The 21,147-nt window shown below is 60.5% G+C and carries 16 protein-coding genes; 12 read left to right on the top strand and 4 right to left on the bottom strand.

Annotated elements, in window-relative coordinates:
* The first annotated feature begins 16 nt into the window (after positions 1-16).
* On the top strand, positions 17-124 hold the full coding sequence (locus OPIT5_17840) for a hypothetical protein (protein AHF94497.1): 108 nt from the start codon (positions 17-19) through the stop codon (positions 122-124).
* A gap of 130 nt (positions 125-254) precedes the next feature.
* On the opposite strand, the gene OPIT5_17835 is transcribed toward OPIT5_17840, so the two are convergent.
* On the bottom strand, positions 255-383 hold the full coding sequence (locus tag OPIT5_17835; protein ID AHF94496.1) for a hypothetical protein: 129 nt from the start codon (positions 381-383) through the stop codon (positions 255-257).
* A gap of 579 nt (positions 384-962) precedes the next feature.
* Here OPIT5_17835 and OPIT5_17830 point away from each other — a divergent pair.
* Entirely contained in the window at positions 963-4,553 is a 3,591-nt protein-coding gene (locus OPIT5_17830) for a hypothetical protein (protein AHF91802.1), read from the top strand.
* A 73-nt stretch (positions 4,554-4,626) separates the two neighbouring features.
* Positions 4,627-6,537, top strand: a complete 1,911-nt coding sequence (locus OPIT5_17825; protein ID AHF91801.1) for a glycoside hydrolase — start codon at positions 4,627-4,629, stop codon at positions 6,535-6,537.
* A gap of 42 nt (positions 6,538-6,579) precedes the next feature.
* Here OPIT5_17825 and OPIT5_17820 read toward each other — a convergent pair whose 3' ends face one another.
* From OPIT5_17820 to OPIT5_17810, 3 genes are all read right to left on the bottom strand, one after another.
* Positions 6,580-8,568 carry a sodium:solute symporter gene (locus OPIT5_17820; protein AHF91800.1) on the bottom strand — a complete coding sequence of 663 codons (1,989 nt, stop codon included), beginning with the start codon at positions 8,566-8,568 and terminating at the stop codon, positions 6,580-6,582.
* A 23-nt stretch (positions 8,569-8,591) separates the two neighbouring features.
* Complete coding sequence (locus OPIT5_17815; GenBank protein ID AHF91799.1) at positions 8,592-9,281, bottom strand: N-terminal cleavage protein; 690 nt, start codon at positions 9,279-9,281, stop codon at positions 8,592-8,594.
* 91 nt (positions 9,282-9,372) lie between these two features.
* Positions 9,373-9,660 (bottom strand): hypothetical protein, encoded by a 288-nt coding sequence (locus tag OPIT5_17810; GenBank protein ID AHF94495.1) that lies wholly within the window; start codon positions 9,658-9,660, stop codon positions 9,373-9,375.
* Here OPIT5_17810 and OPIT5_17805 point away from each other — a divergent pair.
* From OPIT5_17805 to OPIT5_17765, 9 genes are all read left to right on the top strand, one after another.
* Complete coding sequence (locus tag OPIT5_17805) at positions 9,659-10,948, top strand: hypothetical protein (GenBank protein AHF91798.1); 1,290 nt, start codon at positions 9,659-9,661, stop codon at positions 10,946-10,948. The two genes, OPIT5_17810 and OPIT5_17805, sit on opposite strands and share 2 nt — an antisense overlap.
* Before the next feature lie 17 nt (positions 10,949-10,965).
* Complete coding sequence (locus OPIT5_17800) at positions 10,966-11,676, top strand: lipolytic protein G-D-S-L family (GenBank protein AHF91797.1); 711 nt, start codon at positions 10,966-10,968, stop codon at positions 11,674-11,676.
* 112 nt (positions 11,677-11,788) lie between these two features.
* Complete coding sequence (locus OPIT5_17795) at positions 11,789-13,894, top strand: acetylesterase (protein AHF91796.1); 2,106 nt, start codon at positions 11,789-11,791, stop codon at positions 13,892-13,894.
* A gap of 53 nt (positions 13,895-13,947) precedes the next feature.
* A complete protein-coding gene (locus OPIT5_17790) occupies positions 13,948-15,222 on the top strand; it encodes an MFS transporter (GenBank protein ID AHF91795.1) in 1,275 nt (424 codons plus the stop codon).
* Positions 15,223-15,375: 153 nt separating this feature from the next.
* Entirely contained in the window at positions 15,376-16,176 is an 801-nt protein-coding gene (locus OPIT5_17785) for a hypothetical protein (GenBank protein AHF94494.1), read from the top strand.
* Between the two features lie 130 nt (positions 16,177-16,306).
* Positions 16,307-17,428, top strand: a complete 1,122-nt coding sequence (locus OPIT5_17780) for a transcriptional regulator (GenBank protein AHF91794.1) — start codon at positions 16,307-16,309, stop codon at positions 17,426-17,428.
* Positions 17,429-17,634: 206 nt separating this feature from the next.
* Positions 17,635-20,079: an alpha-L-rhamnosidase gene (locus tag OPIT5_17775; protein ID AHF91793.1), complete on the top strand. Its 2,445-nt coding sequence runs from the start codon at positions 17,635-17,637 to the stop codon at positions 20,077-20,079.
* 54 nt (positions 20,080-20,133) lie between these two features.
* Positions 20,134-20,601, top strand: a complete 468-nt coding sequence (locus OPIT5_17770; GenBank protein AHF91792.1) for a transcriptional regulator — start codon at positions 20,134-20,136, stop codon at positions 20,599-20,601.
* Positions 20,598-21,071 (top strand): transposase TRm2011, encoded by a 474-nt coding sequence (locus OPIT5_17765; GenBank protein AHF91791.1) that lies wholly within the window; start codon positions 20,598-20,600, stop codon positions 21,069-21,071. The genes OPIT5_17770 and OPIT5_17765 overlap by 4 nt, the downstream gene beginning before the upstream one ends.
* Positions 21,072-21,147 lie beyond the last annotated feature (76 nt).

Here is a 21,147-nt window from a genome sequence, read left to right as displayed (position 1 = left end):
CAAGTTTTTGCAAGACATGCCCGACATGTTTCCCCACTATTTTCGGCCTCACATCGAGGATGGTCGCGATTTCGGCATTCCATTTGCCTCGACCAAACCAGTGGATGAGTTCCGCCTCGCGTGACAAAAAGTGCGCGAGAGGAAATACTCACGCAATAGCATCACCTGCTCCGCAGTGATCCTGACCTGGCAAAGCCCCGGCGTCAGATCAATCGGGGGAGCGTAGCGTAGTATCCTGTGCGAAGCGACTGGCCCTACCACATCGAGGAATTTTGGATCAACGAACCCGGCCTCACACCGAAACGCGGCACGCGGATCTCCTGCTCGCGCGGGGCGTGCGTGGCTTGGTCATCGCTCCGCTGCAGGAGGGCGCACGGGCGCATTGATCTCGACTGGAAACACTTCTCCGCCGTGCCGCGTGGTTACTCGCTGGCTGAACCCAAGCTGCACGTCGTGATTGACCATCAATTTTGCAACATGAAGCAGGCGGTGGAGCGTCTGCACGGGTCGGATTACCGGCGTATTGGTTTTGCTGTGGTTCCGGCAGGTGAAGCCCGATGCGATTGTGGTAGCGCATCAATCGCCTGCCAAGTGCGCAACTGGCCAAGGAGCAGGGCCTGCGCGTGCCGCGCGACGTGGGTCTGGCCGAGGTGTCGGTGCCATGACAGGACGCCACCATTTCCGGCATTGACGAGGATGAATCCGCCATCGGCGCGCATGCGGTCAAGACGGGCGTCGGGATAGATTCACCGCAACGAACAAGGCGTCCTCCGCCCCCTCAGCCTGCTGCTTGATGCTCGAAGGCATCTGGCATCGGGGAAAAACCGTGCGCAAAGTCCGGGACGTCCGACTAAAACCGGTGCCTCTATTCGCCGGGTAAGTTATCCGCATCGGTCAGGATTCGACTGCGATCATGGCAATTCTTTCCTTGCAGGCGCAAACGTTTGCGTTTCACATGCGCCATGCTTCCCATTCTTGCCCGATTTTGTTCACTTATCGTTCATTCCTTCCGGTTTCTTCGCCAAGTCCGGGTCCGGCAGTCCGGCGCCTGTCGGCTTCTGGCGGCCGGAGCAACGGCGATCCTCTTCGTGCCGCCTGGTCAGGGAGGAATTCCGGATAATGCGGCCGGGAGAGCTGCGGAAACGGCAAAAGATACCGCGGCACCCAACACTTTTTTGTTGGAACCCGAAAAATTCTCGGCACTGGGCGGCTGGATAAAAGACGGCTCGCACATCACGGCAGGAAACACCGGCGGCACGGCGTTCGCCGGATTCGCAATCACCACGCCGGGATCGTATCATATCTGGGCGCGCTCCCAAGATCGTCCTGAAAATCAACCCGCCACGCGACGCTTCCGACTGCGCATCAATGGACGGGACGCCGCCGTGGAATGCGGTGCGCACGGACACGAGAGTTTTTATTGGGAGAGGGTCGATTCGCGCTCGCTGGAGGCGGGCGTGCACGCGCTCGAAGTGAGAGATACGGCGCGTTTTTTCGGACGTCTGGAAGCGGTGCTCATAACGAACTCCGAATTGGATCCCAACACGGTGGAACGTGATTCGTTGAAACGCTTCGAACAACAGCCTGTCCAGGCCGTGCGCGCTCCGATGGTCGATGACGGGGTGGAAAAGATCACCCTTGAAAACGGAGCGGCGGGCGTGGCGGCAGAATTGCGCAACGATGACATCGTCCTGCGGCTGCGGCAGGCGCGCACGGCATCGGGACGCTCCTCCTTCGTTCGTGAAGTCGAGTTCCTGTCCGGTGAATTGAAAGGCAGAATCTGGCAGGCGGGACTGGAACCGCTGTACCTGCTCGGCAGCCGGAAATCGTCAGTGAGTTACTCCGCGTTCTCGCCGACCTGGCCGTCAACGGAGCAGGAAGACTGGCTGCTGGCCGGCCGGACCTGGTCCTTGCCGGCGGACGCCCTCGATGCGTTCCGGGCGGGGGATGCACGCACGCGGTTTTTCCCCGCCTCCATAAGAAACAGAAAAACGGATACGATCGAGCTGGTTTATGAAGCCGGACGAGAGGGGGAAGGCGGGGGGCAGGGCAACCTGGCGCAACGTGCGCTTGTCGTGTGGCATCTGCCTCGCAAGGGTTTTGCGGTGCGCATGGAGGTCGCGCTGAAACCGGAGAAGGCCGGGTTTTATTCGCTGGCATTCGCAGCCGGTGGCAGTGGCGGTTTTGTGATGGATGCCGTGAAGGCCACGCAGTTGCCGCCGTTGTTCCAATTCCGACGCGTGCCGGACGTGCCGCAGATGCTGACTTCGGCCACCACGCCGCATCCGATGGCGCTGGTGGAGTCATTGCTCGCTTCGGAGAGAGAGTCGGATTTGTCGTCGATCACTCATGGCGTGGTCGCGGATGTGGACGGGCTGTCGAAGGAGTGGTCAACACGACGGAACGCCACCTATGGTTTTACGCTGCGCGGACCAGAGGGCGGAATTCAGCCGGCGGTGTTTGCCCCGATTTTGGGAGGGGTCGGATCACGGGTCGCCAAGGGCGGCGAGTTGCGGTCGGCGTGGTGGATTGTCACGGCGCCGCAGTCGTGGGCGCAAACCATGCGCGAGGTGGACGCCTCGATCCTCGGGCTTCGCGATTATCGCGAACCGTGGCAACATTCCCTCACCGAACAGGCGCTCAATATCATCGACCTTATCAAATCCGGTCCGGGCTTCGGCTGGTATGACCGCCTGAAGGGACCGATGAATATCGAGAGCGCCGATACGGCCACGCACGCCGCTCCGCTGATGCTGCTCTCCGCGGCACGCCTCACCGGGGATATGGAATTTTTTGAACGACGCGGCCTGCCCGCGCTGGAGTTCTTGCTGAGCCGCCCAAGTATTCACTTCGCGCTTTCCACGAAAGGGAATTTCTACGTGACACGCGGAGAGGATACCCGTCTCATGTTCAAAAACCCCCGCCTTGGCACCGCCTTGTGGCAGGGCTTGAACGACTTGACAGGCAACCTCAACCCTTGGCTGCGCGAGCGCGTGGAGGCCCCGAAAAAACGCGTAGACGGAGCATTGATACCGGCGTGGTCAGACAAACTCGCACTCTACCGCGCCGTGCCGGACGAACGCTTGCTGCGCGAAATCACACGCGAGGCTGAATCATGGGCGAAACGCGCGTTTGAAAATCCGCCCAAAAAATCGCCCGGTATCATGCCCTTCTACAACGTCTCCTTTTATCCTTACTGGTGGGACTTGATTGATCTGTATGAGTTGACCGGATCGAAACCCCTTCTTGAATACGCAAAACAGGGGGCGTCCCTTACCCTGGCCGGGCAATGGGTGCATCCGGTGGTCCAGCCCGGCGAGATGACGCTTTATCCCGGAGGCAAGTTGACGGAGACGCGCATGGTTTGGTGGAGCGGCCCCGGTGCCGGACGGCTCGGCTTCCCCGCAAGCAAACCACACACTTCGTCAACGGTCACGTTTGACCTGCCCGAACACAAGGTGCCGGCCTGGTTGCCCGCCGCCGTGGGGCTGAGCCTCGAGCAACCCGCCACTTACTACAACGTCGCCGGGCAGGATTCCAACCTGAGCAACATCCAGATCACCGTGTGGGCCGCCAATCTCCTGCGCCTTTCCGGGATCACCGGAGACGATTACTGGCGGATGTATGCGCGCAACGCACTCATCGGCCGGGCCGCCTCCTACCCCGGCTACTACATGTCGAACTTCATGGATTTGCAGCACGATCCCGATTTTCCGAACAAGGGGCCTGATCTCACCGCGTTTTACTGGCACCATGTGCCGGTGCATCTGGCGATGCTCGTCGATTACCTGGTTACCGATGCGGAGGTTCGCACGGGCGGAGCGGTGCGTTTTCCGTATTCAAAATCCCAGGGCTACGTATGGTTTTCGTCGCGTGTGTTTGGCGGAAAGCCGGGTCGTGTTTTTGATGATTCGTCATGCTGGCTCTGGCTGGATCGTAACAAGTTTGGCGTGGATACGCCCAGGGTCGATTACCTTGGTGCACGCAGTCGCGACAAGTTTCACCTCATCCTCATGAATCAGGCACAGGGGGCGGTGGACGCGCGTGCGCTGGTTGATGTCGCTGCGCTTGGCATTGCAGAGGGAGCGGTGGCGCGGATTCGCGGCACAGATGATGGCGAACGTACGCTGGCTCCCGAAGCAGACGGGCGATATCCGCTGACCTTGGAGCGTGGAGGTTGGGCCGTGCTGACGTTCGATGCTACGGATGCGAATCCGTGGCCTTCTTACCCGCCGCTTGCGACAAAACCGGCAACACTGGTTCTCGAGGACAAGGCATGGGGAGAACTGCACGCATTTCGTATCCGTTCACCATTTGGAGTTGATTCGCTTTACGCCGGCCTGACAGGCGCGCCCGATGGCGCTGTCGTGACATTATTGCCGGAAGGGGAAAACCGTGTTGTGCCGCCGGTGCACGGTGCGCCTTGCGAGGTCAGTCTCGGCAATATCCCGATGTCGCAGGATATCCGTTTCCGGATTCGTCTGGAGCGAACCGGCGGGGCGACCATTGAAACTCCCGTTGTCACTCTGCCGGGCACTCCGGACGCGTTGTAAGTCAGGAAAGAAAAACATGGTGCTTCCACAAACAGCCATCTCCACATTCGACGTAAATCTGCCCGGCGGGCTATTGCTCGCGGGTGCGCAAAACCGGGCGGAATCCGACGGCGCCGCGGTCGTCGTGCATCACGAATGGGAGCGTGTTGACGACAACTGGATGCGTTGCCGCGCGCATGTGACCAACACGGGTTATGCGGATGTCGCCCTCGGCGACATCTCCCTCGTCTCGGGCGGACGCCTTGCGGGTGCGTTCGCGCGGTGGTCACGGGTGTTTGCGCAGAGCAACACGATGACCGGCGTGGTGGGCATCGCGCCGCATCCGGTCAACGACACCGTGGTTTCGGATGCCTGCATGGGCTGGAGCGATGCGCGGGGAACGACAGCCATGGTGGCGGGATTCGAGACGCCCGGAGACGCATCCTACACCATTCGTTCCACGATGGATGAACGGGGGGGCGCGGGCAACGATCTGGTGCCGGAGTTTGTCTGCAAGCGCGACGGAGCAGTGCTGCGCGCCGGGGAGAGGCTGGAGATTTCGCCGCTGCTGCTGGGCGTCGGCGAAAGTCTTTCATCATTGCTGGAAGACTACGCCCGATTTGTCGCGCATGCGATGGGCGCGGGAACCGTGACAACACGAGAGGCCGGGATGATGGTGCGCGGCTGGTGCAGTTGGTATTATTTTTATGGGACGGAATCGGAGTCCGACGTATTGCAAAACGCGCGCGCCTTGCGAAGCGAACTGTTCCAGAAAAACAGCGGTTTGCCCGAACCGTCTGCCTTGGCGCCGGTGATCCAGATCGATGATGGCTGGACCCTGCCGTTCAACGGACATCCGCGTGTGTGGGGCGACTGGCTGCCCGGCAGAAAATTCCCACGTGGCATGGCCGCGCTGGTGCGCGACATCCATGCTCTCGGTTTCCGAGCCGGATTGTGGCTTGCGCCGTTCAGCGTGGACAAGGCAAGCCGGCTTGCCGCGGAGCATCCCGACTGGATCGTGCGTGCGCACAACCCCGAAACGGGCCTGATGGACCCGGCGGGGCCGGGCCATGTTTTCGGCCTCGATCTCACGCATCCCGCCGTGCTCGCGTGGCTGCGCGAGACATTTACCCGCGTGTTTTGGGAGTGGGGTTTCGACTATGTGAAAATTGATTTTCTGATACACGGCGCGCTTTCCGGCCGCCGCCACGATCCTGGCGTCACGCCTGCCGAGGCATTCCGGCGCGGGTTGTCCGTGATCCGCGAGGTGGCGGACTTGCGGGGGGAAGACAGCCGTTGGGGACGGAAATTTATTCTTTGTTGCGGGAGCCCGTTGGGGCCGGCGATCGGTCTGTGCGACGGGATGCGAGTCGGTTACGATGTCGGCACGCGCTGGCATCTGCCGATGTCGATGGCCGACTGGCCGCATGGCAACTGCTGCATCAAGGCGGCGGCGTTTCCCGTGCTGTTCAGGCAATGGATGCACGGGCGCTTCTGGCAAAATGATCCCGACTGCCTTGTTGTCAGGGATCACTGCACGCCGCCGGAGCTGGCTGCATTCGCCCAAAACCGTTTCGTGACAGCACCGGTGCGCGCGGAGGAATTCGGGCTGGATCCCGAGGAGGCTGCATTCTGGGCGCGCGCTGTCTGGATGACTGGTGGCATGACGTTTTTGTCGGAGGCTCCGGATCGATTGGCAAAAGAGCGTCGTGATCTGGCAAAGCGGGTTTTTCAACCCCATGGGCAGACCGTTCGCGGAGTCGATTGGTATGAGGACCCCGAGGTGTGCGTATTGCAGAGTGTGTCGGGCCAGCCGATGTTCGGAGTGTTCAACATGTCCGATTCCGGAAAGAGGATGAAGTTGCCTCGCCGCCTGTTGCGGTGCGTGGCGTCGTGTTATCGCGAGTGGCTGACGGAGGAGTTGCTGGAGGTGGCGGGCACAGATGATGCGTTGTCCCTTCCTCCTTTGCCTCCCCATGCGGCACGGATCTGGATGGCGGTCTGAGGCACGATACCGGAGAACGCCGGATGGACTGCCGGCGTCCGGTTATTCGGATTCGTGAACCTGGCCATCGTCCTGAGCGTTGCGTTGCTTTTCACGGAGCAGGCGGACGAGGGCCAAAAGATCCTTGGTGCCACCCCACAGGAACCAGATGATGGTTCCTGCGCCGACCACTGCGCTGAGGAGGATGACGAACAGCCAGTAGCCTGCCCATGTGCTCTTGCTGAACCCGATGGTGAGACCGATCGTGGTCCCAAGGACAAACATCAGCGTCCAGAAGCCGGTCCAGCCGAGTTTGAAAAAATAGATGACGTTGTCGCCGCGTGTGAAGCTGCTGGTAAAGCCGAGCACGCGTTTCCAGCGCGGCAAACCGTCGGTTGCGGATTGAGAGGCTGCGGGGAAAACGGTGGGAGCGTCCTCGGCGATGGCGTATGGGCCGCGATGCAGGATGCGGTCGAGGTTGGCAGAAGTGCGGCAGGTGAGAAACGAGACAAGCACGTAACCGACGATGCTTGTTCCATAGGAAATCATGGCCAGCCAGGCGCCGTTGATCGGAAACTTCGGGGCAAGCGCGACGAACGCCGGCACGTGCGGCCAGGCGACTTGCAATGAAATTCCAATGACAGCCACGCTGCAACCGGCGATCATGGCCGTATAGGCACCCGCCGTGGTGCCGCGTTTCCAGTAAAGCCCACCAATGATCACGGATCCCGATCCGCCGAGGTAAATCGTGCCGGTGAGCAGGAAATACATGAACAGGTAGTCGCGCAGCGGGAAAAACGCGCTCCAGCAAAACGCAAATACTGCGACAAACACGATTGAGGCGCGTAGCAAAAACAGGTGGGCGCGTTGCGAGAGAGGCGGTTTTCCGTGGCGGAAGGGAAGCACGACATCCTGCACGAAGATCGATCCCCACGAGTGCAGGTAGGAATCGTCAGTGGCGACCGCAGCCATGGCCATCGCGGCAGCAAGCAATCCGATTACGCCCGCAGGCAGCAGCGCGACGAGCGTGACGGGAACCGTCATTTGCGTGGCGGTTTGCGCATCGTCGATCCGGGCGAGGGCGGCATGGGCGGATTGCTGGATCGGCTCGTAACCAGCGTGATGCAGCACGACGTAGGCGCCGATTGGCAGAATCATCAGCATGAGATAGGTGACGCCGTTGCGCCATTCGGCGAGTACGCGGGCCATCTTGGCCTCATGCGGGGTACGCGCAGAGGCATTGTATCCGGAAGTTCCCTGCCAGCCGAGGCAATTGTAAAATGCCTTGAAGGCAAAAATCGCAAAAAACCAGAAATTGAAGTCGCTGATTTTCGACTGGTCAAAGGGATCAAGCAGCGACTTACCGGGCTCGGTGGCTGACAAAGCTTCCACCGTGTGGCCCCAACCGACTTTGTAAAACACCACGCCCATCAACACCAGGAAAACGATGTTCATGAACTGCGCCTGGAAAAAATCCGTGACCATCACCGCCACCATGCCGCCAGCGAAAACCAGCAGGAGCGCCATGCCGAGAAACAGCCCCATGATAATGAGCAAGGTTCGCACCTCGACACCCGCGATGGAGACGGTCTGGGGTAATCCGCAAAAGTGGATGAAAAAATTGGCGACGATGCCAGGAAACACACCGTAGTTAAGGACTCCTGACACCCAGGTCATGATGCCGGCAAACACACGAAAACGGCGCGAGTAGCGCATCTCGAAAAACTGAGCCATGGTGAGTGCACGTGTTTCGCGAAAACGGTAGGCCACCCAGCCGCTCATGGCGATGACCATGGCAATCGGCGCGAGCATTTTTCCCCACCAGAACGCTGCAAATCCGGCCTGATAGAATTTCTCGAAATTGGCCACCAGGCTGGTCACGCCAAATGCGGCAATGCCTTCGGAGAGCGTGAGCAGATAACGTCCGGCGCAACGATTGGCAGCCAGAAAATCGGAAACACTGCGAGTGTAGCGGCGTATCCAGATGGCAATGATGGCAAGCGCGAGAGCGGCGGCGATGACGATGCTCCAGTCGAGGGAAGTGAGATTCATTCAGGCGTGCGCGGGAGGGATGGTTATTTGCCGGTCCAGAATGTGTGGCTCTTGTTCGTTTCCAATTCGGTGCCGGTGACGCGAACAGCCGCGACGTGGCCGTCCACGAAACAGACATTCATTTTCCCGCTGTGTCTTTCGTTCCAGGTTTGATTGGTGCCTTGGTTGCTGAGACCGCTGGACTTGAGCGAGTCGCCAAAAAATGCGGCCTTCGCAGGAACCTCGACCCTGTGAACCTGAATGAGTTTCCGGTCGGTGCCAGTGCTGTCCGTTATGGTGACGGTCGGTGAGAGGAGGTTGTTTATGCCATAGCTCCGTCTCGGGGGCTCGATGTCATCCTTGGCCTTGGGACATTCAAAAATCGTGCCCGTCAGATTATTCGGCAGCTCGTTCTGCCCGGCTGTGTTGTTCCGAATTGGAACCGAATACGCGCAGGGCCAGAGCGCCTCGTAAAAATAGGGCCTGCCAGTGGTTTGGGATGACAGCCCCTTGTGCTCGTCAGCGTAAAGGCGGGCGGCGACACCGATCTGGCGGAGATTGCTGATGCATTGGGCGTTGCGCGCGGACTCACGCACCCTGCTGATAACAGAGAGGATGATTGCCGCTAAAACGCCAATGATCGTAATCACGGCAAGCAGTTCCACCAAGGTAAACGCAGCCCTGGTTGTTGGCCTTGCAAATGGAGTTTTTTGAGGTGGCAGGGTGATGTTCATGGCAGCGAAAAATTAGAAACGGAGATGAGGAGGCGGGGAAATGCCGGAGTTTTTTGCCGGAAGCCGTGGAGCCCGGAATGAGAGGTTAGCGTCAGGCGACACGCAAACGTTGATCAAAACTATGGTCAAGAGCAAAACAAAAGGGAGGAGTGGAAAACAGCAGCAGCCTGCATCTCGTGGCTTTCCCCCAGACGAAAAATATCCACGCTTGAAACAAAAAAACTTGCAATATTAGCGCAAACGTTTGCGTTTCATCGGTCCATTTAATCTCTCTGTATCCCGAAAAACTCCAGTTGTTTTCTATGAATACCAGAACCACCACCATGACCACCACCCGAAACCCGTTCTCTGCCATGCTTGCGCTCTGTGCCTTGAGCATGGCGGGGCCATTCACCGTTTCCGCCGCACCGGAAACGCAACCGACACTCGCCACCGCCCCCGTCTCGGCCCAACCCGCCCTGCCCAGGTCGGCGGCGAGATTTTACGGGGCGACACCGCTCTCGCCCGCGTTTTTGCAACGCGACCCCGGCCCGCAATACTGGTCGCAAGCCCGCAAATGGCAGGGCGTCCCCGGCCTCACGCGCACGCACGGCGGACGCCTCTGGGCCACCTGGTATGCCGGCCCCCTCATGGAAGGCGCGGCGGGCAACTACTCCGTGCTCGTGACGAGCGACGACGACGGCGCGACCTGGACCGAACCGGTCGCCGTCTTCCACCCCTTCGGCTTCTTTGAGGCCAAGGCGCTCGACCCGCTGTTGTGGACCGATCCCGACGGCGGCCTCTGGTGGATACACAATCGCTGGCTGCAGGTCGATGGGCACAGCCAGTTGCGGACGGTCTGGACGTTCAAGGCGTCCGACCCGGAAAAAGCTTTCACACGCTGGTCGCCGCCGCAGTTTCTCGCCTACGGAGTCTGTATCAACAAACCCACTGTGCTTTCCGACGGCACCTGGTTTCGCACCGTTGTCCTCGGCCCTGAGGACCCGTCGCGGCTGCATTTTTACGTCTCCCGCAACAAGGGCAAAACTTGGGAATTCCTTTCCAAGCACACACCCTCCGCGCCGCCTGAAATCGCCAAGGCATGGTGCGAGCCGATGGTCATCGAACGCCGCGACGGCAGCCTCTGGACCCTCTTCCGCTCCGAAAGAAGCATCAAACAAATCGAGTCCTCCGATGGCGGCAAAACCTGGAAAAACGAAAGCGATTTCACCACTGAACGCGGCATCGACACGCGCTTTTTCATCACGCGCCTCCAGTCCGGGCGGCTCCTGTTTGTCGTCAACGACCACCCGAAATCCCGCGCCAACCTCACCGCCATGTTGTCCGACGACGACGGCAAGACATGGTCCCACAAACTCGTCCTCGACGAGCGCAACGCCGTCAGTTACCCGGACGGCCTGCAAACGCCCGACGGCAACATTTACATCATCTACGACCGCGGACGCTACAACAAGGACCAGCAGGAAATTCTCTTCGCCAAGTTCACCGAAAACGACGTGCTCGCCGGTCGCTTGGAAAACCCCGGAAGCAAACTCAAACAACTCATCAACCGCCTGGCCGACACGGGCGGCGGCGTGAAAACAAGCAGCGAGGCCAGCGCTCTCGCCAAGGAAAACAAGGCGCGCAACGACTCCGCCAAATCCACCCAGTCCCCCCGATCCAAATAACCGCTCCCCTCCTTGCCATGAAAATCCAAACCTTGTTTATGTTATTTCCGCTGTTGACCGGCGTGTTGGTTGCCGCGCCGGCGAACTCGCCCATGCTGGAACACCAGGAGGCGCAAGTCGTGGAAGTCCCCGGCCTGCCCAGGGTGCTGATACTCGGTGACTCGATTTCCATCGGTTACATCCAAGGTGTGCGGAAACAGTTGGACGGTCTCGCCATCGTGCGCCGTCCGCCGACCAACTGCGGTTCCACCAAAACGGGACTGGAATGCCTCGACGCCTGGCTCGGTGAAAAACACTGGGACGTGATTCATTTCAACTGGGGCCTGCACGACCTGCGTTACAACCCCGTCAAGCGCAAGGACGGAACCGAGGATCTCAAACAAAACGTATTGCCCGAAGACTACGAAAAGAATCTGCGCATTCTCGTCGCCCGCCTCAAGGCGGCGTCGGACACGCAGATTTTTGCGACCACCACGCCGATCCCGGTAAAGCAAAAACAGCGCCAGCCGCGGATTCCGGCGGACGTCGACAAATACAACGAAATCGCCCTGCGCGTGATGAAAGAATCCGGCATCCCGATCGACGACCTGAACGCAATCGTCAAGGGACGCGAAACGGAAGTGATGCCGCCGGAAGACGTGCATTTCACACGGGAAGGTTATGTCGTGCTGGCCACCGCCGTGGCGGACTCGATCAAAAAAACGCTCGCGACCAAGGCCGCGAAATAACCACGGGCAGGCGGGAAACCATCTCTCCCTCCGCATTCCCTCCCCTCCCCTCCCCCTCTCTCGCTCGCTCTCTCTTTCTCTATTCATGGTCATGAACATTCAGATACGTTTTATGTGCTATCTTAACTCCGCCCGTTTTCTGGCCATCGCCTGCGCCCTGTTCGCGCTGTCCGCAATCGGGCGGGCGGAGATTTGGTTGCCCACGATTTTTTCCGATCACGCCGTCCTGCAAAAAAGCGCGCGAACACCCGTCTGGGGTAAAGCCGAGGCAGGACAAAAAATCACCGTCACACTGAATCGCGCGACTGCCGACGCCACGGCGGACGCCTCTGGAAAATGGCGCGTTGACCTTGATCTGAGCGACAATGCGATCGGCGCCGGCCCGCACCGCCTGGTCGTGCAAGCGGGCGCATCGCGGAGGGAAATTGCCGACGTGCTGCTCGGCGAAGTCTGGTTGTGCTCGGGTCAGTCGAACATGGAGTTCACGCTCGGCGGCGCGCTCGGTGCGAAAGAAGAAATCGCGGGCAGCGACGACCCCGCGCTAAGGCAGTTTCGCGTTCCGAAAAAAGACGCCGTCAGACCGGCCGAAGATTGCGAAGGCCGCTGGGTGGTGGCGCATCCGGAAACCGCCGCGCAATTTTCCGCCGTTGCGTGGCATTTCGGCAAAAATTTACGGCGCGAACTTTCCGTTCCCGTCGGGCTGATCAATGCCTCGTGGGGTAGCACTCCCTGCGAACTCTGGATGAGCCCTGAAGGTCTCGCCGCCGACCCCGAACTACGCGCCACACGCGACAAGCTTCTGGCTTGGCGAACTGACATTTTGCCCGCTTACAAAAAGGAGTGGCGGGCATGGGCGCAAAAATACGAACGCAATGACGCGAACGCAAAAAACGCCACGCCGCCACCGGCCAACGACGCCAACAACGCCGCCGCGTGGCGCACGGTCACGCTTCCCGGCCAGCTGACGCCGGACGGATTTTCCGGCGAAGGAATTGTCTGGCTGCGGAAAAAAATCACGGTCTCCCCCCTCCCCCCCACCTCCGACGGACGTGCCCGGCCTTTCAGGATTTCGCTCGGCGGTATGCGCGGTTCTGAAACGGTTTTTTGGAACGGCAAACGAATCGGCGGCACCGATCCGGCGGTTCCCGTCAAACCGGTGCGCCATTACACGGTACCCGGACATCTCGTTCGTGCCGGCGCGGAGGCCGTGCTGGACATCCGGCTTTTCGTGCCCCTCGGCGACGCCGCGCTTGGGGAAAACGGCGGCGTGTTGCGCGCGGGTAAAACACCTCTTTCCGGCGACTGGCTGACGCGGGGGGAGACATCGTTTCCACCGCTTTCCGACGAAGCGCGAAACGCATGTCCCGCGCCGCCGGAAAATCCCGACGAGGCGGGCACGGGCGGTTTGGTGTCGCCCTATTCTCTCTTCTTCAACGGACTGATTCATCCGCTGATTCCCAACGCCCTGCGCGGCGTGATCTGGTATCAGGGCGAGACCAACACCGGCCGCGCCTTTCAATATCGCAGCACCTTTCCCGCCCTCATTCGCGATTGGCGCAAACAATGGGGGCGCGGCGATTTTCCGTTTTATTTCTGCCAGCTCGCCTCCTTTGGCATGAAGCACGACGAGCCGGGCCGGGCGAGCGAATGGGCGGAGTTGCGGGAGGCGCAAACATTCGCGTTAAAATTGTCCGAAACCGGCATGGCCGTGCTCACCGACCTCGGTGAGGCGGGCGATATTCATCCGCGCAACAAGGCGGAAGTCGGACGCCGCCTCTCGCTCATTGCGCTCGCCAATACTTACGGAAAAATGCTGCCGTTTTCCGGTCCGGTGGTGGCGTCCGTTGCCGTTGAGAAAGACACCATGCGTATCCGATTCAAAAATACATACGACGGCCTGATTGTCGCGCCGCTGCCCGACCGCTACCGGCCCAAGTCGCTGGAACCGGCGACGCTTCCGCTGCGGCGCCATGCCCCGGCGGGCGAACTGGAGGGGTTTATGATTTGCGGCGCGGACCGCCGCTGGCACTGGGCGGAGGCGCGCATCGAGGGCGACGATTCCGTGGTCGTGAGTTCCGCCTCGGTGCCGGAACCGGTCGCCGTGCGCTATGCATGGGCGGACAATCCGACGTGCAATCTTTACAACGCCGCCGGTCTTCCCGCCGCTCCCTTCCGCACCGACGATTTCCCTCTTTCGACCATCAACCGCCGTTTTTAATCCCGATCCCGACCCGGAGCCGCCAACTTTTTTGCGCGCATTTTTTTCAAGCCATGAAATCCCCTCCCTCCCCTCTCGCCCCGGTGCCGGCCGGCATCTGGAGTTATGCCTGGCTGGTCGTCGTTCTGCTTTTCCCGGTCGCGCTGCTCAATTACCTCGACCGCCAGATGCTCGCCACCATGAAGGCATCGATGGTGGCGGACATCCCGAGCATCGCCAACAAGGCGGACTGGGGGTTTGTTCTTGGTTGTTTCAAGTGGACTTACGCCTTTCTCAGTCCCTTCGGCGGTTATGTGGCGGACCGGTTCAGCCGGCGCTGGGTGATTATCACGAGCCTTTCGGTGTGGTCGCTGGTCACGTGGTGGACGGGACACGTCACCTCATTTCACGAACTCACGGTGACGCGCGCGCTCATGGGCGTCAGCGAGGCGTTCTATATTCCCGCCGCACTGGCCCTGATTTCCGAATACCACGCGGGCGGCACCCGTTCCCGTGCCATCGGACTGCATCAGTCAGGGATTTATCTGGGGCAGATTTTGGGCGGTTTCGCCGGTTACATGGCCGATTCGCCAGAGTTTGGCTGGCGATGGACGTTTTCAACCTGCGGCTTGCTTGGCGTGTTTTATGCCGTGCCGTTGCTCCTGTTTTTGCGCGATTCGAAAGCAGCGCCTGCCGTGCCTGTTGCGCCCGGCGCGTCCGCATCCGACGGTAGCGGCGGGGCGTTGCGCGGGTTATTGTGCAACCGCGACTTTATTTTACTTGTCATTTATTTTACACTACCGGCGATCGCTGGCTGGGTCGTGCGTGACTGGATGCCCGAGATCCTGCGGGAAAAATTCAATCTGGGTCAGGGCCAAGCGGGCGTCAGCGCAATCCTGTATGTGCAAATCGCTTCGATCATCGGTGTTCTCATCGGAGGTGCGCTCGCTGATCGCTGGATACGGCGCACCGTGCGCGGCCGCATTTTTACGAGCGCGATTGGCATGATGCTTTTTCTGCCCGCGCTCTTCAGCGTCGGCAACGCCCCCACGCTCCTGTTCGCAGTCGTCGGGCTGATTGTCTTCGGGCTGGGCTGGGGGTTTTTCGACTGCAACAACATGCCGATTCTCTGCCAGATCGTGCGTCCGCAGTGGCGGGCGACAGGTTATGGCATCATGAATTTGGTCAGCATCAGTTGCGGCGGTTTCGGCGACTGGGGTTTCGGCGCGTTGCGTGACCACAGCGTGCCGCTGAATTTGATTTTTGGCATCTTCGCAGGCGTGGCACTGTTGTCCGTTTTCGTCGTCCTGCTGATTCGCCCGCGCAAGGAGTCGGAAAATGCGGGATGACGTGTGCGTGGGGGGAGGAGAGATTCACAGGAAAAATTTATGAAGAATTTATGAAGAACGCGTGGGAAAGATCTTGCCATCAGGAACCGCAAACGTTTGCGTGTTCATTTGCCAATTCCGGCAAATTTGAAGATTCAAAATATCCTCCCAGCCATGAAAAACTCCTCAAAACTCACCATATCATGCCTCGTTACCCTGTTTATCCTGGGCTTCTTTGGCACGATTTCACTTCACGCCGACAGCGTTGACGTCACCGTCGCCGCCGATACCGACATCCGTAGAAATAAAGATGGCGCCAGCTCTGCCACAAGTGCGACAGCAACGACTTTGCGTGTGGGTTCCCAGAGAACCGCCAATAATTACACGAACGGACGCGCCCTCCTGTCTTTTGACCTCAACAGCTTTGTTCCCGCCAACGCCACCATCAACTCGGTGACACTGAACATCTATTATAATGGCGATACCGTAGCCGGGGAAGTATTGCAGTATGCCGGCCCCATCACTCTCGGTTTATACGTTCTCCCCGATGCGTTCACGGCTGGCCAAGCCACATGGGACAACAGCTCCACGGGCACTCCGTGGACGGCGGGAGCGGGTGGCCTGGCCGACACTGCAAGCGCACTGGCGACCGCCACTGGCTATGCAACCGTCACCGGCCCGAATAACCTTCTGAGCTGGTCCGGCACCGAACTTCTGGGGTATGTGAGCACACAATATGCATCCGGCTCGTTGGTTTCGTTTGCCATCAAATCGGATATCGAAAACAGTGAATATGGTGCTCCGACCTATCGCGGACTTTTGAATCTGTTTTCCTCCGAAACCGGCACCGCCAACAGGTTCCCCCGGCTCACCATCGACTACACCGTAAACCCGGTTCCCGAGCCTTCGACGTGGGCGGTCGTTTCGGGCGTTTTTGCACTGATCGCCGCCGTCCTTTGGCGTCGCTGCCGGTGATCCGGGTCGCTGTTTCCTCGCCGCCGGTCACACCTTGACAGCTCGGACGGTGGCGGGCGGGACTCCCGCGCCGCGCAAAGGTGACCGGAATACCGCACGCAAACCTTGATCATTCATTCAACCAGTCGTTATGTCCGTGTTCATGAGCAATCTTGAGACGTTTGACGCCGGCACTTCGTCCGCAGGCGACGCACCCGTGCCGCCGACTGTTGATCTGAAGGAACTGGCGCATGTGCTTAAACTGAGCATCGGCACGGTGTCGCGTTCGCTCAACAACCACGCGCTGGTCAGCGAAAAGACACGCAACCGCGTCTTCGAGGCTGCTCGCAAATACGGCTACGTGCCCAACAGCGCAGCGCGTCTCCTCAAGGCCCGTTCGACGCTCACGGTCGGCGTATTTTTCGCGCCCTACTACGGACCACAAGGCGAGATCAACCCGGCGGCGCTCAACGTCATCGAAGCGCTCCGCCGCCACATGCCCCGGCAAGGCATGGAGTTGCAGGTGCTCTACTACCGCAACGACGATGAATTGTGCGCACAGGCGAAAACGGTCAATGTGGGTATATTCATCGGACATTTCGAAGATAAATCCTTTGCGGCGGTGCATGCGCTGGGCCTGCCGGCAATCGTTTACACAAAACTCTCGTCATATCCCACGCAGGTGTGCGTATTGCCGGACGCGCGACACGCCGGAGCGACCGCCGTCCAGTATCTGGCTGCGCTGGGGCACCGGCGCATCGGCGTTGTGACCGGTCCGCTCAGGGAGACACCGTTTGCCCGTCATCGTGAGGGATTTGAACAGGCGCTGGCCGAATTTCGCATCCCGGCTCAGCCCGACTGGCTGATCGAATTGCCCGAATCGCAATGCAACAAGGAGGGTGCCGCCGAGGTGCTGTTGCCCTTGTTGAAAAAAAACAAAAACGCACGTCCTTCCGCCATCGTGTTTGCGTCCGACTGGTATGCTCTCGGCGGACGCAAGGCGGCAAAGGATGTCGGCCTCTCCGTGCCCGACGATCTCAGCCTGATCGGCTACGACAACCTGCAGGTCAGCGCCGAAGTGGAACCCGCACTGACGACGTTCGATGTCCATCAATCCGGTCTCGTGCAAACCATCACGCGCCTCGCCGCCCGGCTCGGTTCGCCGCAGGGCCGGAGGCTCACCGAGGCACAACGCGAAATCCTCGTCCTGCCCGATCTGATCAAGCGCGAATCCTGCGCCTGCCTCTGGCCGCCGTTGCCATCGACGAGGTAGAGGGAGGAGCCAAAAATTACACAGAGAATACGGAGAAGGAAGCGAAGATATCTGTCTGGCGGAGTCCTCGCAGCCGGACGCGCGTCAGCGTGCCCCTTCCGATCCTGTGGGACTGTCGTCCCGTCCGGCGGCGAGGACGCCGCCGCTCCGTTGCCGGGCGAATACAGGCGAAGCCCCTGCAATGCGGTTCAACATCTCTCTTTCCGATGAATCCACTCTATGAACGCAAACGCCCGGAATGTCTGAATACCATCTGGGAGCCTGCGACCGGACTGATCTGGATGCGCGGGGAAACGCTCTTTTTCGAAAACCCGCGCAACCGCACCCTGCGGTTCCGCAAGAAATTTCACCTGCCCTTCGATCCGGTTTCGGCGGAACTGCGGATCTTTGCCGACACACATTATCAGCTTTTCCTCAACGGCTGTTTTTGCGGACGCGGCCCCGGACGCAGCGACCCGACGTGGACCTGCTACGACCGCTACGATGCGGTTTCTTTCCTGCAACAAGGCGACAATACCATCGCCGCGCTCGTGCTTTTCCAAGGCTTCGGCACCGGGGCGCGCATCAGCATCATGCAGGGACTCCTGTTCCAGCTCGTGATCCGCGGCATCGGCGGCGAAACCTGCGTGGTGGCGAGCGATCCGACCTGGAAAGCGGCGCCCGCCGCCGAGTTTATCCGTCCCACGCCGCGCCTGCACGGTCCGCTCGGTTGTATCGAAGTCCAGGACACACGCCTGTCGCGGCCCGGATGGCACTTGCCCGATTTCGACGACTCCGGCTGGGCAGCCACCGACTACATCAAGCCCGACCTCGCGGTGACCCCGTGGTATCATTTTGTCGAAAATCCGCTCCCGCGACGCGAGGAGGGGGAGGTGGATGCCTGTCCGCGCGTGCGTCCTGCGTTTGCCGGTTTTGCCGCGCCGGAGATCGACGCGCTCGGGGAACCGCGTCCGTTCCCCGTCGCCGACACCGTGAACCCGGAGTCCCCGTTTCCCGCAAAAATTCCGAAAGCGGACACGCCGGCCACGGCGCGCATCGTCACGCTGGATTTCGAGCGAATCGAGGCAGGCCTGTTCCGGCTCGAAGTCGAGGGACCGCCGGGGACCGTGATCGACGCGCTGTTCTCCGACTCGATCGCACCCGGCGACATCATTCCCAAGCCCGAGCAGGCGCGCATCCTTGCCGGCCGCTGGATCCTGTGCGGCGGGCGGCAGACGCTGGAGGTGGCGTTCAACTGGCTCGCATTTCGCCACGTGCAACTCTGGATCTGGTCCGCCGCCCCCGTCACGCTGCACCGCGCGTGGGTGCGCACGCTTTATTATCCGCTGCCGCAGGTCGAGGGTTTCACGTGCAGCGACCCGCTGCTGACCCGGCTCGATGCGATTTGCGAGCACAGCATCCGGCTCTGCTGCCAGGACGGCATCGTGGACAGTCCCTCCCGCGAGCAACAGCAGTGGATCGGCGATGCGCGCAAGACCGCCGTCTTCAACCACCACCGCTGGAGCGACGCGAAGTTGCACCGCAATCTCGTCGGGCAGATCGGTCAGGGCATGGACTGGGCGGGCTCCATGGTGCCGCGCTATCCGTCGGGCAACCGCAATGTCAGCCCCATCCCCTCGTATTCCCTCGACTGGATCTGCATCTTCGAGGATTTGTATCAATTTACCGGCGACGACAGCCTCCTGCCGGAGTGGTGGTCCAACATCCTGCGGGCGATCCGCTGGTTTTCCGCCTTCGAGCGCGACGCGGACGGTCTGCTGGAGCGGGTTCCTCACTGGCTCTACATCGACCTCGGCGACGGCGACCGCCGCCCCGGAACGGGCAAGATCCTCACGACGCTCAACCTGCAATACCTCGCCGCCCTGCGCGCCGTCGCCGGATACGCGAAACGCCTCGGCGACGGCTCCGCCCTCGCATGGTACGAGGGCAAGGCCGCCCGGCTGGAGCAGTCCATCCGCGCCCATCTCTGGACCGGCCGGGGCTACGCGGACGCGCGTTCGGACGAGTGGTTTTCACCGGGTTTCTCCGAAGTGACCGCGGCGCACGCCCTGCTTCATCTGGAGCCTCCGGGCAGCGATCGCGCTGTAACGATCCTCGCTGAAGTCTTTCGGCCGGATTCGGCGGTGATTCCCTCCAGTCCGTTCTCGATGCATGTCGTGTTGCAATCACTACGGTTTCATTCGCAGGAACAGAGTGCGCTTGATCTCATCCGGCTACGCTATGCCCCGCTGCTAGCCGCAGGGGCGACGGCGACGTGGGAGCACTGGACGGTGTCGTGGAAGAATCCGGAAACCGGATACCCGCAATGCGCCTCTTCATGCCATGCCTGGGGGGCGGCCCCGCTGGCATTTTTCACCGGCACAATCCTCGGCATCCGCCCGCTCGCTCCCGGCTGGCAGCGTGTGGAAGTGCGTCCGTTTTGCGGCGACCTCGCGCATGCCTCCGGCGCATGCTTGCTCCCGCAAGGTTTGCTGAAGGTGCGCTGGGAAAACCGAGACGGGCGTTTCACGCTCCATGTCACCGTTCCCGAATCCGACTCGCCCTTGCAAGGTATCATCGCAATGCCGGACGGGCAGCGGCTTGCCCTGCGCACGGGAGCCTTTTCCTGCGCCGCCCCAGTCACACCTGCCGAGACCTGTCATGTTCATTAGAGCATTTTAAATAAAACTGTATCTATTTTGGAATAGATGGTTCAATTTTTCGGGATGAAAAGCATTTCTTTGGATTTGAGGCGCCGGATAGTGGAGACCTACGATGAGGGAGAGTGGACGCAGGAGGAGGTAGCGAAGCGTTTCCGGGTGTCGTTGGGGATGGTCAAGAAGCTGTTGATGCAAAGGCGCAGGACAGGGCAGATCGAAGCCAGGCACCGGTTTTCCGGAAGGAAGGCGCGGTTGTTGCCTGAACGCGGCCAGGAGCTGAAGGCGTTGGTGGCGAGGCATCCGGACCTGACCTTGGCCGAGATCAAGGAGCGCCTCGATCTGGTCTGCACGATTCCGGCGATCCATCAGGTGCTCGCGAAGCTGGGACTGACATATAAAAAAAGACGCTCCATGCGGCCGAGCAAAACCGCCCGGATATTGCCAAGGCGCGTCGCGGATGGAAACGCGGCCAGGGCGCGTTCGATCCGGCCCGGCTTGTCTTTATCGACGAGTCGGCGGCCAAGACGAACATGACGCGTTTGCGGGGCCGCTCGCCCAAAGGAAAACGGCTGGTCTGCCACGCCCCGCACGGCCACTGGAACACCACCACGATGATTTCCTCGGTGCGGCTGGACGGCACCACCGCGTGCATGACCATCAAGGGAGCAACCAACACCGAGGTCTTCCAGGCCTACGTGCGCGAGGTGCTGGTCCCCTCGCTGCGTCCAGGCGACATCGTCGTCATGGACAACCTCGGCTCCCATAAAAACGAACACACCCTCGCCCTGATCGAACAGGTCGGCGCCCAGGTCCGCTTCCTTCCCGCCTACTCCCCCGACCTCAACCCCATCGAGATGATGTGGAGCAAGGTGAAGGCCCTCCTTCGCAAGGCTCAGGCGCGTAATCACCCCGACCTCCTCAAGGCTGTCGCCTCCGCGTTACGCTCCGTCACTCCCCAAGACGCACTTGGCTGGTTCGCCGCATGCGGTTACAGTTTTATTTAATATGCTCTAGTGGGCACAACGGCTCTTCCCTTTTATTCACATGATCTCGAAGGCCGATCCCTCCCCCCAAAAAAAT

This window comes from Opitutaceae bacterium TAV5, assembly GCA_000242935.3.
Taxonomy (GTDB): Bacteria; Verrucomicrobiota; Verrucomicrobiia; order Opitutales; family Opitutaceae; genus Geminisphaera.
The sequence above is the reverse complement of the archived record's forward strand: the minus strand, read 5'-3'. Positions and strand labels throughout refer to the sequence as shown.